We start from the raw sequence: 14,364 nt of genomic DNA on the forward strand, positions 1-14,364 counted from the left end.
CTACGGCAGCAGGGAGTCCAGGTCGGGTTCGGCGAAGATGATGCCGTGCTGCATCGCCGTGGCCCCGAGCTTCTCCAGGGCAGGACGCTCGATCGTCTGGGTGAAGCGCGGCATGATCAGGGTGGTCCTGGTGGCCTCCGCTGTCGTCGTGTAGGTGGCGAAGATGTCACGCGCGGCCTGCGGGTTGTTCTGGGCGAATGTCAGCGACTTCTTGACCGCCGCGTTGAAGCGCTCGGCCAGCTCGGGATCCTTCTCCATCGTTTCGGTGGAGGTGAAGAACGCCGCCACATTGAGGTAGTTCACGTACTCGACGTACGGGTAGCTCAGCACCCGGTGCCCGGCCTCGACGGCCCAGCTGAGGTACGGCTCGACCAGGAAGGCGACATCGGTCTCGCCGCTTTCCAGCGCGCCGATGGCTGCGCCCGGAAGCACCTTGACGAAGTGGACTCCGGCAGGGTTCCCGCCGTCATCGGAGATCATGCCCTGGACAACGGTCTCATCCAGGCTGCGGGGGGCGGCCGTTGAAACGTTCTTGCCCTGGATGTCGGTCATCGTCGTGATCGGCGAATCCTGCGTCACCACGAGGGCAGCAAAATCGGAATTGGGGTCGCTGGTCGATGAGTAGGCTCCGCTGAGCACCTTGATCGGGGTGCCCTCCCCGTGCTCGACCAGGAGCGTGAGGGTGTCGCTGAGGCCGAAGTGGGCGTTCCCGGCGGCAACCATCTCGACCACGGCTTTGCTGTCGGGCGGCAACGAGTTGATCGTGAGGGCGATGCCCTCGTCGGCGAAGAAGCCCTCCTGCACGCCGAGATAGACCGCTGCCGAGCCGATCAGGGGCTCCACGGCGATGGTCACATCGTCGAGGCCGCTGGTGCCGGGATCGGTGAAAAGGCCGGCGCATCCGCTCAACCCGAGTGACACGACCGCGACAGTAGCAATGCCCGTCAGCACGCGTTGTCTCATAGTTCTCCCCCTGGACCCATCGACGTTGATTCACTTTCGCAGACTGTCGGGCACATGTTAAGCACCATTACGAGGGGTTAACGCCGCGTAGCGCCGGTGTGTCAGTTGTCGTCCGGGCTTGCGACACCTAGGCTGGAAGGCTGCCGAAACGACAACAGGACTCCCTTGCCACACGCATCATCCCCAGAACAGCGCGCCCCAAAAAGGGGCGACACCTTCCGGTCGATCCGCCGTATCTATCCGTACGCTCGACCGGCGATGCCGCGCATCTACCTGGGCATGCTCGCCGCGCTCATCGCCGGGGTGGTGGCACTCCTCATCCCGCAGGTGCTGCGGGTGATCATCGACGGGCCGCTGAAGGATGGCGATAGCAGCGAACTGCTCGGCCCGGTGCTCCTGGTCCTCGGGCTCGGCATTCTCGAAGCCGTGATGATCTGGTTCCGACGGTGGCTGGTGCTCGAGCCGGGCACCCACATCGAGGCCGATATGCGGAACAGCTTCTACCGCCAGTTGCAGAACCTGCCGGTGAACTTCCACGACCGCTGGCCGAGCGGGCAGCTGCTGTCGCGGGCGGTGAGCGACCTGAACCTGATCCGCCGCTGGATCTCGTTCGGCCTGGTGCTGCTGATCGTCAACACCATCACCATCGCGATCGGGTTCGCCTTCCTGGTCGGCATCAACTGGATGCTCGGGGTGCTGTTCCTGGTGTGCTCCATACCCTTGTGGATCTATGGCTACGTGTTCGAGAGCAAGTATTCGACGGTGGCGCGCCGCAGCCAGGACCAGACCGGTGACCTGGCGACGTCTGTCGAGGAGGCGGTGCATGGCATCCGCGTCCTGAAAGCGTTCGGGCGAGGCAAGGACGCGCTCAGGAACTTCGGAAACCAGGCCGAAGGTCTGCGTACCACCGAGATCGAGAAAGCGAAGGCGGTGGCCGGCATCTGGTTGTGGCTGCTGCTGGTTCCCGACGTCACTTTTGCACTCGGGCTGCTGGGCGGGGTCTGGCTGGCGGCATCCGGTGAGCTCAGCGTCGGCGAATTGGTGGCGTTCTTCGCCACCGCCACCGTGCTGCGGTTCCCGGTCGAGTCGATCGGCTTCCTGCTGTCGATGACCTTCGACACCCGCACCGCGGTCGACCGTTACTTCGAGGTAATGGACTCCGTCAACACGATCACCGACTCCGACCAGCCCCAGACGATCGGCGAACCGGTCGGCAGGCTGGTGTTCGATGACCTCCATTTCCGGTACCAGGATGCGCCGGATGCCGCGCGGGACCTTCTCGACGGCGTCGACCTCGAGCTGCTCCCGGGCGAGACGATGGCGCTGGTCGGGCTGACCGGCTCAGGCAAGTCCACACTGACCGCGCTCACCACCAGGCTCTACGACGCGACCGGCGGCACCATCCGCCTGGACGGTGTGGACATCCGCGACCTCACCCTGTCCGAACTTCGCGGGCACATCGCGATGGCGTTCGAAGACGCCATCCTGTTCTCCGCCACCGTGCGGGACAACGTGCTGCTGGGCGCTCCGGATGGCTCCGACGAAGAACTCGAGGAAGCGCTCGCGATCGCGCAGGCCGAGTTCGTCTACGACCTGCCGAAGGGCCTCGACACCATGATCGGCGAGGAAGGGATGAGCCTGTCCGGAGGGCAGCGGCAGCGACTCGCCCTCGCCCGGGCGGTGGCGGCGAAGCCGTCGGTGCTGGTGCTCGATGACCCGCTTTCGGCGCTCGACGTGGACACCGAGGCGCTCGTCGAGGCGGCACTTCGCGAAGTCCTCGCCTCGACGACGGCCCTGATCGTCGCGCACCGTCCGTCGACGGTCATGCTCGCCGACCGCGTCGCCCTGCTGCAGCGCGGCCGGGTCACGGCCGTGGGCACCCACTCGGAGTTGCTCGCGACCAGCGAGCACTACCGGTTCGTCATCTCGAGCCTGGAAGACGAACTCAAGCGCGACCGGGAGGCGAAGCGATGAGCGTGTTCGGCGTCGAGGGGGAGGAGCGCGACGACTTCACCCGGATCGAGAGCCGCGCCATCCGCGACCGCTCGGTGCGCCTGCTGGGTGTGCTGGTTCGACCGCTCTGGGGACGCATCATCCTGACCATGGTCGTCGTCGTGGTCAGCACCGTCGCCCAGGTTGCCGGCCCGGCGCTCATCGCGCTGGGCATCGACCGCGGGCTCCCCTCCCTGGTGGACGGCGACTGGGCCCCGCTCCTCTTCATCGTCGCCGTGTACCTGACGGCCGCGATCGTCGGCGCTGTGCTGATCTCCTGGTACACCGTGCTGGTGGCCAGGGTCAGCCAGGCCGTACTCATCGACCTGCGCAAGCGGGTCTTCCGGCACACCCAGAAGCTGAGCCTCGAATTCCACGAGAACTACACCTCCGGGCGGATCATCGCACGCCAGACCAGCGACCTGGACTCCATCAGGGAGCTGCTCGACTCCGGCATCAACCAGCTGGTGCAGGGCAGCCTCTACATGGTGTTCATCGCCGGGGCCATGTTCTGGGTGGACTGGGTGAGCGGAGTCGTGCTGTTCGGCTTCCTCATCCCGCTCGGATTCCTGTTCCGCTGGTTCCAGGTTCGCTCGCAGGCCGGATTCCGTCGCACGCGCGTCGCATCCGCCAAGGTCATCGTCCACTTCGTCGAGACGATGACCGGTATCCGCGCGGTGAAGGCGTTCCGTAAGGAGAAGCGGAACGAGGCCGTGTTCGGCGACCACGTCGAGGAGTACCGCCAGGCCAACAGCAACGTCATCATGCTGTTCGGCATCTTCTACCCTGGGCTCGTGCTGATCGGCAACCTCGCCCTGGGGGCGGTCCTCCTGGTCGGGGGGCTGCGGGTGGCAGACGGCCAGCTCGCGATCGGTGCGCTGTTCGCCGTACTGCTGTACACCCGGCAGTTCTTCGGCCCGGCCGAAGAGATGGCGATGTTCTACAACTCCTACCAATCGGCGGCCGCCGCCCTGGAGAAGATCTCCGGCGTGCTCGAGGAGGAACCGAGTGTTCCCGACCCGACGACGCCGATCGACCTGTGGCAGGCGAAGGGCACGGTCAGTTTCGAGGAGGCCGAATTCGCCTACACGGCCGACCGCGTCGTGCTGCCGGAATTCGACCTCACCCTGCCGGCCGGTCAGACCGTTGCACTGGTTGGTTCGACGGGCGCTGGCAAGTCGACGCTCGCCAAGCTGATCTCGCGCTTCTACGACCCGACCAGCGGCCGGGTCACCCTCGACGGCGTCGACCTGAAACGCCTGCACCCGAAGGACCTGCGCCGCGCCATCGTCATGGTCACGCAGGAGGCCTACCTCTTCTCCGGCACGGTCGCCGACAACATCGCGCTCGGAAAACCGGATGCGTCGCGCGAGGAAATCGTGCAGGCCGCCCAGGCGGTCGGCGCCCACGAATTCATCGAGGGCCTGCCGAACGGCTACGACACGGACGTCAACAAGCGCGGGGGTCGAGTCAGTGCCGGCCAGCGGCAGCTGGTCTCCTTCGCCCGGGCATTCCTCGCGAACCCGGTCGTGCTGATTCTCGATGAGGCGACAGCGTCGCTCGACATTCCGAGCGAGCGTCTCGTGCAGAACGGGCTGCAGACGCTGCTCGCCGACCGAACCGCGATCATCATCGCCCATCGCCTGTCCACCGTCGCGATCGCCGACCGGGTGCTGGTGATGGAGCACGGACGCATCATCGAAGACGGGTCCCCGAACGAGCTGATCAGCGGCACCGGCAAGTTCTCCGAGATGCACGCCGCCTGGCGCGACTCGCTGGTGTAGTTCGGGGGTCGCGTTCGGCACTACACAGCTCACTGCGGCTAGGGCTCGTACCGGGCCGCGCGCAGGTTGATGCGGTAGGTGCCGGATGCGTTCCAGAGCAGGGGAGTGGCCTCCGCCCGGTAGAACTCGAGCGCCTGACCTTCATGGCATTGGGGTGGATGCCCGCTGGCCCTGATCACGCGCCACCACGGCACGTCGCTGCCCCCGTAAGCCATGACCTTGCCCACCGCCCGCGGCGCCCGCGACCCGATGGCAGCGGCAATGTCGCCGTAGGTCATGACCTGCCCGGGCGGGATCGACTCGACGACACCGAGCACCCGCTCGAAAAAGTCGTCAGCGGGAGCGGACGGTCCGGACGCGGTGGTCACAACTCGATGGCGCCGACCTTTTCGCCGTACTGGGTCTCATCCACCACAACGAAGCCGACTCGCTTGAAGAACTCTTCCGGGCTGTCCTCGCCCGGCTCCCAGATCACGGTGAGCCGCGAGAACCCGCGCTTGCGCGCCTCGTCCGCTGTCTCCTTGACCACGAACTTGCCGACGCCCTTGCCCTGGGCCTCGGCGGAAACGTTCATCCGCCAAATGCAGCTCCGGAACTCCTCTTCGTGAGCGTCGGCGTCGAAATTGGCCATGATGAATGCGAGCACCTCGCCTTCGCCGTCAACGACGACACGCGACCAGCTGGTGCTCGGGTCGAGGAATGGCCCGGCCATGGCGTACGACACAGGAGCGATGTACTGCTCCTGCCCGGGCTTCATGGTGAGGCTGTTCGCCGCAACAACGTTTTTGGCAGACAGCTCTTCCAGTCTCAACTCATCCATGGTTTCAGGCTATCGTCCAAGACCGGTTCCGGGTAGGGCCCGGATGCGTCGTGTGCAGAACTATCTTGATGTCGAGATACTTGTTGGAGCAGGTAAGCTGTCCTGAGCGAATTAAAGCGCAGACTTTGCGGCACGTTTCGCGGCCGCCCATCCCTAACAAGGCCCCCCACGAACTGAGGAGTACCGGTGTCGAAAATCAAGGTTGAAGGAACAGTCGTCGAGCTCGACGGCGATGAGATGACCCGCATCATCTGGCAGAAGATCAAGGACACTCTCATCCACCCGTACCTCGACATCAACCTCGAGTATTACGACCTCGGCATCGAGAAGCGTGACGAGACGGATGACCAGATCACCATCGACGCGGCCCACGCCATCCAGAAGCACGGCGTCGGCGTCAAGTGCGCAACCATCACGCCGGATGAGGCGCGGGTCGAGGAGTTCGGCCTGAAGAAGATGTGGAAGTCGCCGAACGGCACCATCCGCAACATCCTCGGCGGCGTGATCTTCCGCGAGCCGATCATCATCTCGAACATTCCGCGACTGGTCCCCGGCTGGAACAAGCCGATCATCATCGGCCGCCACGCCTTCGGCGACCAGTACCGTGCCACGGACTTCCGGTTCGCCGGCGAGGGCACGCTCAAGGTCAGCTTCACCCCGAAAGACGGCTCGGCCGCGCAGGAGTTCGAAGTGTTCCAGTCGCCGGGCGACGGCATCGCCCAGGTGCAGTACAACCTGGATGCGTCGATTCGCGACTTCGCCCGTGCTTCCCTCAACTACGGGCTCAGCCGCAACTACCCGGTGTACCTGTCGACGAAGAACACCATCCTCAAGGCCTACGACGGTCGCTTCAAGGACATCTTCGAGGAGATCTACCAGTCCGAGTTCAAGCAGCAATTCGAAGCTGCCGGACTCACCTACGAGCACCGCTTGATCGACGACATGGTGGCATCCGCCATGAAATGGGAGGGCGGCTACGTCTGGGCCTGCAAGAACTATGACGGCGACGTGCAGTCCGACACCGTTGCGCAGGGCTTCGGTTCGCTCGGGCTCATGACCTCCGTTCTGGCGACGCCGGACGGCAAGGTCGTCGAGGCCGAGGCCGCCCACGGAACCGTGACCAGGCACTACCGCCAGCACCAGGCCGGCAAGCCGACGTCGACCAACCCGATCGCGTCCATCTACGCGTGGACCCGGGGCCTCGCCCACCGCGGCAAGCTGGACGGCAACCAGGCGCTGATCGACTTCAGCCTCGCACTCGAGGATGTCGTCATCAAGACGGTCGAGGCCGGCCACATGACCAAGGACCTCGCGCTCCTCGTCGGGCCGGATCAGGCGTACCAGACCACCGAGGAGTTCCTCGCGACGCTGGACGCCAACCTCCAGGCGCGTATGGCGTAAGCCGCTGCACGAACTACGAAGGCCTCCACCCATTTGGGCGGAGGCCTTCGTCATTCCGGTGAGAGGCGTGGAGTTACGCGGTGACTTCGGACTGCGGTTCCTTCGCGGCCGACATGATCTCGACCTTGCGGGGCTTCGCCTTCTCGCTCACCGGGATCATGACGCTGAGCACACCGTTGTCGTAGTGCGCGCTGATGTTCTCGGTGTCGATGCCGTCGCCGAGGTTGAGCTGGCGGAGGAACGATCCGCTCGGGCGCTCGTGTGCCAGCCACTTCACACCCTCGTCACTGCGCGCAGTGCGCTCAGCGCGGATGGTCAGCAACTGTCCATCCACATCGACGTCGACCGAGCCGGGGTCGATGCCCGGGAGATCGGCGTTCAGGATGTAGTGATCGCCCTGACGGTGCAGGTCGATTGGCATGAAACGAGGTCCCTGCTGCGAGTCGAGCAGGTTCGCCGCGAGGCGATCCAGTTCACGGAATGGGTCGAAGTACATGGCCATTTCAGTCAACTCCTTCACATCGGGCCCCGGAGGGGCGGTGCAATTTGAGGTTTACAAGAGTTGAGTCAAGTCGACTCAACTACAGAAAAATGTTAGCACTCTAATCGGGAGAGCGCCAAGAATATTCGGTCCGGAGATCTCTTGCAATTAATTAGTTCGTAAGGTTTACTAACAAACATGACCGCAACGAGGCGTGGCACGATTCCGGCGACAGGCCGGGCCGGGGGATACTCCCCCGGACGCGTGCTGCGCCCGAGCGCCAAGATCCTTCCCGAGCATGCCCGCGGGCACAACCGGTCCCTCGTCCTGCAGACGTTGTACCGGTCTGGCGAGCAGAGCCGGGCCGACATAGCGCGGGGCACCGGGCTCACCCGGGTCACCATCTCCGACCTGGTCGCCGAACTCATGGGCGAAGGCCTGGTCATTGAAACCGGGCAGAGTGCGAACATCCGCCCAGGCAAACCGTCAACGTTGCTGGCGATGAACCTCTCGGCTTACCAGATCATCGGAATCGACCTCAGCGACTACGCGCTGTTCCGCGGTGCCGTGCTCGACCTCGGTGGCAACATCCTCAGTCGGGCCGACATCCCACTCGCGGGAAGCACCGGTGCGGATGCCACGGCCAAGGTTGTCACGCTCGTCGAGACCCTGATCGGCCAGGCCACCGGGCGGATCCTCGGGGTTGGCGTCGGTTCGCCCGGCGTCGTCGACCGCGACGGTGTCGTGCTCCGGGCGCCCAACCTCGGCTGGAACGACGAACGGCTTCAGTCCACGCTGAACGACAGGTTCTCCCTCCCGGTGCTCGTCGCCAACGACGCGAACGCCGCCGTACTGGCCGAGCACAGCTTCGGCGGAGCAGACCAGGACCTGATGCTGATCAAGGTTGGTCACGGCGTCGGAAGCGCGCTGCTGCTCGGCGGGTCCCTCCTCTACGGGAGCCGCTTCGCCGCAGGCGAGATCGGCCACGTCGTGGTCGGCACCGGCGACGGAACACCCTGTGTGTGCGGAAAGAGCGGATGCCTGGAAACCTGGCTGGCCGCCCCGCGACTCGACGCCCAGCTGGATGGGGCGGACGCATCCGCTCGCCACCACATTCTTCGGGAGGCCGGCCTGCACCTGGGGCTCGCACTGGCACCCGTGGTCGGAGCGCTCAACCTGGCAGAAGTCGTGCTGAGCGGACCGGCCGAACTGCTTGATGGGGCGCTCACCACGGCCACCATCGAGACACTCCGCAACCGAACGATGGCAGAGTTCCACGGCGATCTCGCGGTACGGATGACGACGCTCGGGGAGGACATAGTCATGCGCGGCGCTGCCGTGATGGTGCTCTCCGGGCAGCTCGGGGTCTCCTGACCCACCACTGGTGCGGCCATCCGGTCGTACACCCGGCACCAAGAGAAGGACAACACAATGAATAAGAAGCTCGGCACGGTTGCCATAGCAACCGCCGCCGCTCTCATCCTTGTCGGATGCTCCACCACTGAACCGGCAGCTGAAGGCGGAACTGACATCACGATGTGGCTGATGGGCGGTGACACCCCGGATGAGCTGCGCGACTACCTTAAGACAGAGTACGCAGACGCAACCGGGGGCACCCTCACTATCGAGGAGCAGGCGTGGGGCGATGCGTTGGCAAAGCTGACCACCTCGCTGCCTGATTCAGAGAATACCCCCGACGTCGTCGAGATCGGGAACACCTGGTCGCCCACCTTCACCGGTGTCGGCGCGTTCTCCGACCTCAGCGACATCTACGAGGAACTCGGCGGCGACAAGCTGCTGCCGTCGTTCGTCGAGGTCGGCGAGGTCGACGGAGCCAAGATGGCGCTGCCGTACTACTTCGGCTCGCGCTACGTCTTCTACCGGAAGGACATCTGGGAGGCTGCCGGCAAGGACGTCCCGGCCACGCTCGAGGAGTTCAACCAGACCGCGGCAGAGCTGAGGACGGATGGCCAGTCCGGCTTCTACCTCGGCGGCCAGGACTGGCGCAACGGCGTCTCGTGGATCTTCGCGAACGACGGTGAACTCGCGGTGAAGGACGGCGACAAGTGGGTGTCATCGCTCTCCGACCCGAACACGATCAAGGGACTCGAGCAGCTTCAGGAGCTCTACACGAGCGCCTCGAACGCCCCGGTGACCGAGGCGGACAGCACGCCATGGGTGAACATCAACAACAACGACGCGACGGGTGCTCCTGAGGCGGCAACCATCATCGCTCCCGGATGGGCCCACTGGTCGATCGGTGACCTGGCTCCGGACCCCGCGGATGACACCAAGACGATCGCCACCTGGAACGACGACGTCTTCGGCGTCTTCCCGCTCCCGGGTGCCGATGGGGGTGCTGCTCCGGTCTTCGCCGGCGGCTCCAACATCGCGATCTCAGCGGCAAGCGAGAACCAGGAAGCGTCGAAAGACCTGCTGAGGATCATCTTCTCGGAGGAGTACCAGACGCTGCTCGGCCAGAACGGCCTCGGCCCGGCCAATCTGGACTACGCATCCGCTCTCGGTGACGACATCTTCGCGCAGGCCCTGGTCGACTCCGCAGCCAACTCGAAGCTGACCCCGGCCGCACCCGGCTGGGCCTCGGTCGAGGGCTCCGGCCTGCTGGAGGAGTTCTTCGGCAAGGTGGCCGCCGGTGGCGACATCGAGGCACTCGCCGAAGAGTACGACGCCAAGATCAGCGAACTGCTCAACTGAGTTCGCCCCACCCCTGTGGGTTGAGTAGGTCGCTGAGCGACCTACTCAACCCACAAAATTTGATCAACCCACGAGACAACACCTGAAGGAGGTGACCGCCGATGAACCGCACGCACGCCCGAACCGCACGCTGGCTGATCTTCCCGGCGGTCGCCATCCTCCTGATCGGCATGGGCTACCCGCTCGCCTGGCAGCTGGTCACCTCCCTGCAGGAGTTCGGCCTCGCCCAGCAGTTCGGCCAGCCGGCCGAGTTCGTCGGCTTCGACAACTATGCACGTCTCGCGACCGATCCCGGCCTGTGGGGCGTCGTCATCCGCTCGATCGTCTTCTGCATCGTGACCGCCGTGATCACGCTGGTGATCGGGATGCTGTTCGCCCTGCTGATGAGCGCCATCGGCAAAGTGACCAGGCTGATCCTCCAGATCGCGATGCTGCTGGCCTGGGCCATGCCCGTCGTCGCGGCGATGACCGTCTGGATCTGGCTGTTCGACCGCCGCCGCGGGGTCGTCAACTACCTGCTCGACGCACTTCCCGGCGTGGAGATGAACCGCTTCAACTGGCTGGAATCGCCCACCACGTTCTTCATCGTTGCCAGCATCATCGTGATCTGGATGTCCGTCCCGTTCGTGGCCTTCTCGGCCTACGCCGGCCTCACGCAAGTGTCCGACGAGATCATGGAGGCCGCCCAACTCGACGGGGCGAGCCCCTGGCAACGGGTGCGCGACATCATCCTGCCGATGATCAAGCCGATCATCCTGATCGTCTTCCTGCTGCAGCTGATCTGGGACCTGAGGGTCTTCACCCAGATCACGATGCTGCAGGATGCCGGCTCCAAAGCGGGCGACTTCGACCTGCTCGGCACCTACATCTACAAGCAGGGGACGCTCGCGCAGGACTTCGGCATGGCATCCGCGGTCTCCATCCTGGTGCTGGCGATGACGATCGCACTGAGCTGGTTCTACATCCGGATCCTGCTGAAAGACGAGGACGCCTGATGAACGCCAGAGTCAAGCGCGGGCTGCTCGCCGGGCTCGCCGTCGTCATTGCGCTGGTGTGGACCTTCCCGGTCTACTGGATGGTGAACTCGTCCATGCTTCCGACGTCGAAGCTGGAATCCTTCACGCCGACATTCCTGCCGCTCGGCGGATCATTCGACAACTTCTTCGCTGCGCTGGCGGATGGCGACTTCTATACCGCGCTCGGCATGAGTGTGGCCATCACTGCCATCGCGGTACTTTTCTGCCTGCTCTTCGCGTTCCTCGCCGCCGTGGCGATCAGCCGGTTCCGCTTCCGCGGCCGCAAGAGCTTCATCATCGCGGTGCTGTTGGTGCAGATGCTGCCGGCCGAGGGCCTCTTCATCGCGCAGTACAAGATGATCTCCAGCGTCGGGCTGCTCAACTCGGTGGTCGGCGTGAGCGTCATCTACATCGCCGCGGTCGTACCATTCACCATCTGGATGCTCCGCGGTTTCGTCGCCGGCATCCCGGCCGACCTGGAGGAGGCCGCCATGGTGGACGGGCTCAGCCGCACGCAGGCGTTCCTGCGCATCACGTTCCCGCTTCTCGCCCCCGGCCTCGTGGCATCCGGTGTCTATGCGTTCCTGCAGGCCTGGAACGAGTTCACTGTGGCGCTCGTGCTGCTGCCGGCGGAGTCGGCGCAGACCCTCCCGCTGTGGTTGCGCGGGTTCGTACAGGCCAGCGCCACCCGGGCGACCGATTGGGGGCAGGTGATGGCGGCATCCACCCTGGTCGCCGTGCCGGTCATCATCTTCTTCCTCATCGTGCAGGGCCGCCTCACCTCCGGTCTCGTCAGTGGGGCGGTGAAGGGATGAGCACCTTGCCAGCAGGGGTGCTCCTGCCGGGCTTCACCGGGACGACGCTGCCCGATTGGGTCGCCGATCGCCTGCGCCGCGGCCTCGCCGGCGTCTGCCTGTTCGGCGACAACATCGAGTCGTTCGCCCAGGTGAAGAGCCTCACCGCGGCCATCCTCGACGCGAACCCGCACGCGGTCATCGCCATCGATGAGGAGGGCGGCGACGTCACCAGGCTCTTCTACGATGTGGGTTCCCCGTACCCGGGGAACGCCGTGCTCGGACGTATGGACGATCCGGCATATACCGCTCGCGTTGCGCTCGACGTCGGGCGGCAGCTTCGCCGGGCCGGGTGCACGATGACCTTCGCGCCCGACGTCGACATCAACTCGAACCCCGACAACCCGGTGATCGGGGTCCGTAGCTTCGGCGCCGACGCAGGTCTGGTCGCACGTCACGGTGCCGCCTGGGTGCGCGGACTGCAGTCGACCGGTATCGCGGCCAGCGCCAAGCACTTCCCCGGCCACGGCGACACCGCGCAGGATTCCCACCTCGCCCTACCCGTCGTCGACGTGTCGCTCGACGTGCTGAGAGAACGCGAGCTCACACCGTTCCGCGCGGTCATCGAGGCGGATGCTGCGAGCATCATGACCTCGCACATCCTGTTGCCGCAGCTCGACCCCGACTTCCCGGCCACCCTCTCCGCGCGGATCCTTCAGGGGCTGCTGCGGCAGGAGCTCGGATACCAGGGAGTCATCGTCTCCGACGCGCTGGACATGGCCGGCGCGAGCGGCACCATCGGCATTCCGGAAGCCGCGGTGCGTGCCATCGCAGCCGGGTGCGACCTCCTGTGCATCGGCACTGACAACTCTGACGCCCAGCTCACCGAGATCGAGAACGCGATCATCGCCGCCATCGCGGATGGACGACTAGGCGATGACCGGCTCGCCGACGCAGCAGCTCGCACGCGCGCCCTGGCCGTTGACTACGCCGCCCGCCGGGCAGCGGAGAGCTCGGTCGAAGTGCCGGTTCCCGCCTTCGAGCTCGGTCGGACGGCGAGCGCATTCGACGTGAGCGCCATCGTGTCCGTGGCGCCCAGCCGGCACCACGTCGTGCTCGAGACCCTCGCGAACATGGCCGTCGGGCTGGCTCCCTGGGCGGCCTGGGCAGACCGGCGGATCGGCGCGGAGACGACGCTCGGCCGGGTTCCGGATGACCGCCAGCTGGTGCTCATCGGCCGGGACAACCACCGGCACGCGTGGGTGCGCGAGCTGATTGACCAGGCCAGGCGCGACCATCCGCGCGTCATCGTCGTCGACATGGGCTGGCCGGGCGACGACCGCGCCTACGCGGACGTGGCGACGTTCGGGGCATCCGCCCACGTCGGTGAAGCACTACTGGCATGGCTGGACGAATCAGGTTCGACGACAGGAAGCACGATGGGCAAGACCGAAGGCGGGGCACGGGAATGAGGGTCGGAGTCGACATCGGCGGCACGAAGACGGCGGCGGTCGCCCTGACGCCGACCGGCGAAATCGTGCAGAAGCTGCGACTGCCGACGGTGCGTGGCGCGCGTGGTGTTGTCGATACTGCGGCCGCGGCGGTCACCGAGCTTGCCGAGCGGATCGGTATCGAGCCGGGGGAGTTCACGTCGATCGGCGTCGGCATCCCGGGTCAGGTCGAGCCGGAGACCGGCCGCGTGACCCACGCCGTGAACCTTGCGGTCGAAGACCTCGAGTTCGGCACCGAATTGAGCGCCCGCCTCGGGCTGCTGGTGGCGGTCGAGAACGACGTGAATGCCGCCGCGCTCGGCGTATACCAACTGCTGGCCGGGGAGTCGACCCACTCCATGGCCTACCTCAATTTGGGAACCGGACTGGCCGCCGGACTGGTGCTCGACGGTCGGCTCTGGCGCGGATCGCGCGGTGCGGCCGGTGAGATCGGGCACATCCCGATCGACCCGAATGGCCCGCCCTGCCCCTGTGGGCAACGAGGGTGCATTGAGGTGCTGGCCTCCGGTTCCGCCGTCGCCAGGCAATGGCCGGCGGCGGATGCCCGGCCGGTGCAGGGACTCTTCGAAGCTGCCGGGCGCGGCGATGCCAACGCGATCGAGGTGAAGCACGGGCTGGTGAACAACATCGCCGCAGCCGTTCGCATTCTCGTGCTCACCATCGACGTTGACATCGTCGTGCTCGGTGGGGGGATCAGCTCGCTGGGGGAGCAGCTGCGTGCCGCGGTCGGCGGCGTGCTGGAGGAGTGGTCTGCCGCATCGCCGTTCCTCGCCTCCCTCGAGCTCGCGTCGCGGGTGCGGCTCGCGCCGGGCGACTACCCATCCGCTGCCGTGGGTGCCGCCCTGGTCGGCATGGCCGGAACCCCCACCCCGATCTGACACTCGCGA

General features: G+C 65.7%; 13 protein-coding genes. 9 read left to right on the forward strand and 4 right to left on the reverse strand.

Going from position 1 to position 14,364, the window contains the following annotated elements; translation table 11 throughout:
- Positions 1-963 carry an ABC transporter substrate-binding protein gene (locus ACX3PH_RS12540; RefSeq protein WP_459093019.1) on the reverse strand — a complete coding sequence of 321 codons (963 nt, stop codon included), beginning with the start codon at positions 961-963 and terminating at the stop codon, positions 1-3.
- Between the two features lie 258 nt (positions 964-1,221).
- Here ACX3PH_RS12540 and ACX3PH_RS12545 point away from each other — a divergent pair, with 258 nt between their 5' ends.
- Positions 1,222-2,937 carry an ABC transporter ATP-binding protein gene (locus ACX3PH_RS12545; RefSeq protein ID WP_459093020.1) on the forward strand — a complete coding sequence of 572 codons (1,716 nt, stop codon included), beginning with the start codon at positions 1,222-1,224 and terminating at the stop codon, positions 2,935-2,937.
- Complete coding sequence (locus ACX3PH_RS12550; RefSeq protein WP_459093021.1) at positions 2,934-4,739, forward strand: ABC transporter ATP-binding protein; 1,806 nt, start codon at positions 2,934-2,936, stop codon at positions 4,737-4,739. The genes ACX3PH_RS12545 and ACX3PH_RS12550 overlap by 4 nt, the downstream gene beginning before the upstream one ends.
- A gap of 38 nt (positions 4,740-4,777) precedes the next feature.
- Here ACX3PH_RS12550 and ACX3PH_RS12555 read toward each other — a convergent pair whose 3' ends face one another.
- Positions 4,778-5,107, reverse strand: a complete 330-nt coding sequence (locus ACX3PH_RS12555; protein ID WP_459093022.1) for an MGMT family protein — start codon at positions 5,105-5,107, stop codon at positions 4,778-4,780.
- On the reverse strand, positions 5,104-5,559 hold the full coding sequence (locus ACX3PH_RS12560; protein WP_459093023.1) for a GNAT family N-acetyltransferase: 456 nt from the start codon (positions 5,557-5,559) through the stop codon (positions 5,104-5,106). The genes ACX3PH_RS12555 and ACX3PH_RS12560 overlap by 4 nt, the downstream gene beginning before the upstream one ends.
- A gap of 186 nt (positions 5,560-5,745) precedes the next feature.
- Between ACX3PH_RS12560 and ACX3PH_RS12565 the strand changes: the two genes are divergently transcribed.
- Positions 5,746-6,960 (forward strand): NADP-dependent isocitrate dehydrogenase, encoded by a 1,215-nt coding sequence (locus ACX3PH_RS12565; RefSeq protein WP_459093024.1) that lies wholly within the window; start codon positions 5,746-5,748, stop codon positions 6,958-6,960.
- Positions 6,961-7,033: 73 nt separating this feature from the next.
- Here ACX3PH_RS12565 and ACX3PH_RS12570 read toward each other — a convergent pair whose 3' ends face one another.
- Positions 7,034-7,462 carry an Hsp20/alpha crystallin family protein gene (locus ACX3PH_RS12570; protein WP_459093025.1) on the reverse strand — a complete coding sequence of 143 codons (429 nt, stop codon included), beginning with the start codon at positions 7,460-7,462 and terminating at the stop codon, positions 7,034-7,036.
- A 177-nt stretch (positions 7,463-7,639) separates the two neighbouring features.
- On the opposite strand from ACX3PH_RS12570, the gene ACX3PH_RS12575 reads away from it, so the two are divergent.
- From ACX3PH_RS12575 to ACX3PH_RS12600, 6 genes are all read left to right on the forward strand, one after another.
- Complete coding sequence (locus ACX3PH_RS12575) at positions 7,640-8,815, forward strand: ROK family protein (RefSeq protein WP_459093026.1); 1,176 nt, start codon at positions 7,640-7,642, stop codon at positions 8,813-8,815.
- Positions 8,816-8,872: 57 nt separating this feature from the next.
- The gene (locus ACX3PH_RS12580) at positions 8,873-10,156 is read left to right on the forward strand and encodes an extracellular solute-binding protein (RefSeq protein WP_459093027.1); all 1,284 of its coding nucleotides are present in this window, start codon (positions 8,873-8,875) and stop codon (positions 10,154-10,156) included.
- A 101-nt stretch (positions 10,157-10,257) separates the two neighbouring features.
- Entirely contained in the window at positions 10,258-11,151 is an 894-nt protein-coding gene (locus ACX3PH_RS12585) for a carbohydrate ABC transporter permease (protein WP_459093028.1), read from the forward strand.
- A complete protein-coding gene (locus ACX3PH_RS12590; protein WP_459093029.1) occupies positions 11,151-11,987 on the forward strand; it encodes a carbohydrate ABC transporter permease in 837 nt (278 codons plus the stop codon). The genes ACX3PH_RS12585 and ACX3PH_RS12590 overlap by 1 nt, the downstream gene beginning before the upstream one ends.
- Positions 11,984-13,438: a glycoside hydrolase family 3 protein gene (locus tag ACX3PH_RS12595; protein ID WP_459093030.1), complete on the forward strand. Its 1,455-nt coding sequence runs from the start codon at positions 11,984-11,986 to the stop codon at positions 13,436-13,438. Before ACX3PH_RS12590 ends, ACX3PH_RS12595 begins: the two co-directional genes overlap by 4 nt.
- Positions 13,435-14,355: an ROK family protein gene (locus ACX3PH_RS12600; RefSeq protein ID WP_459093031.1), complete on the forward strand. Its 921-nt coding sequence runs from the start codon at positions 13,435-13,437 to the stop codon at positions 14,353-14,355. Before ACX3PH_RS12595 ends, ACX3PH_RS12600 begins: the two co-directional genes overlap by 4 nt.
- The last annotated feature ends 9 nt before the right edge of the window (positions 14,356-14,364 follow it).

Source organism: Homoserinimonas sp. A520 (assembly GCF_054489245.1).

Excerpts from the sequence above, each read along its gene's own strand:
- ACX3PH_RS12540 (WP_459093019.1), bottom strand. The coding sequence starts at position 963 with ATGAGACAACGCGTGCTGACGGGCATTGCTACTGTCGCGGTCGTGTCA.
- ACX3PH_RS12545 (WP_459093020.1), top strand. The coding sequence starts at position 1,222 with ATGCCGCGCATCTACCTGGGCATGCTCGCCGCGCTCATCGCCGGGGTG.
- ACX3PH_RS12550 (WP_459093021.1), top strand. The coding sequence starts at position 2,934 with ATGAGCGTGTTCGGCGTCGAGGGGGAGGAGCGCGACGACTTCACCCGG.
- ACX3PH_RS12560 (WP_459093023.1), bottom strand. The coding sequence starts at position 5,559 with ATGGATGAGTTGAGACTGGAAGAGCTGTCTGCCAAAAACGTTGTTGCG.
- ACX3PH_RS12570 (WP_459093025.1), bottom strand. The coding sequence starts at position 7,462 with ATGGCCATGTACTTCGACCCATTCCGTGAACTGGATCGCCTCGCGGCG.
- ACX3PH_RS12575 (WP_459093026.1), top strand. The coding sequence starts at position 7,640 with ATGACCGCAACGAGGCGTGGCACGATTCCGGCGACAGGCCGGGCCGGG.
- ACX3PH_RS12580 (WP_459093027.1), top strand. The coding sequence starts at position 8,873 with ATGAATAAGAAGCTCGGCACGGTTGCCATAGCAACCGCCGCCGCTCTC.
- ACX3PH_RS12585 (WP_459093028.1), top strand. The coding sequence starts at position 10,258 with ATGAACCGCACGCACGCCCGAACCGCACGCTGGCTGATCTTCCCGGCG.
- ACX3PH_RS12590 (WP_459093029.1), top strand. The coding sequence starts at position 11,151 with ATGAACGCCAGAGTCAAGCGCGGGCTGCTCGCCGGGCTCGCCGTCGTC.
- ACX3PH_RS12595 (WP_459093030.1), top strand. The coding sequence starts at position 11,984 with ATGAGCACCTTGCCAGCAGGGGTGCTCCTGCCGGGCTTCACCGGGACG.
- ACX3PH_RS12600 (WP_459093031.1), top strand. The coding sequence starts at position 13,435 with ATGAGGGTCGGAGTCGACATCGGCGGCACGAAGACGGCGGCGGTCGCC.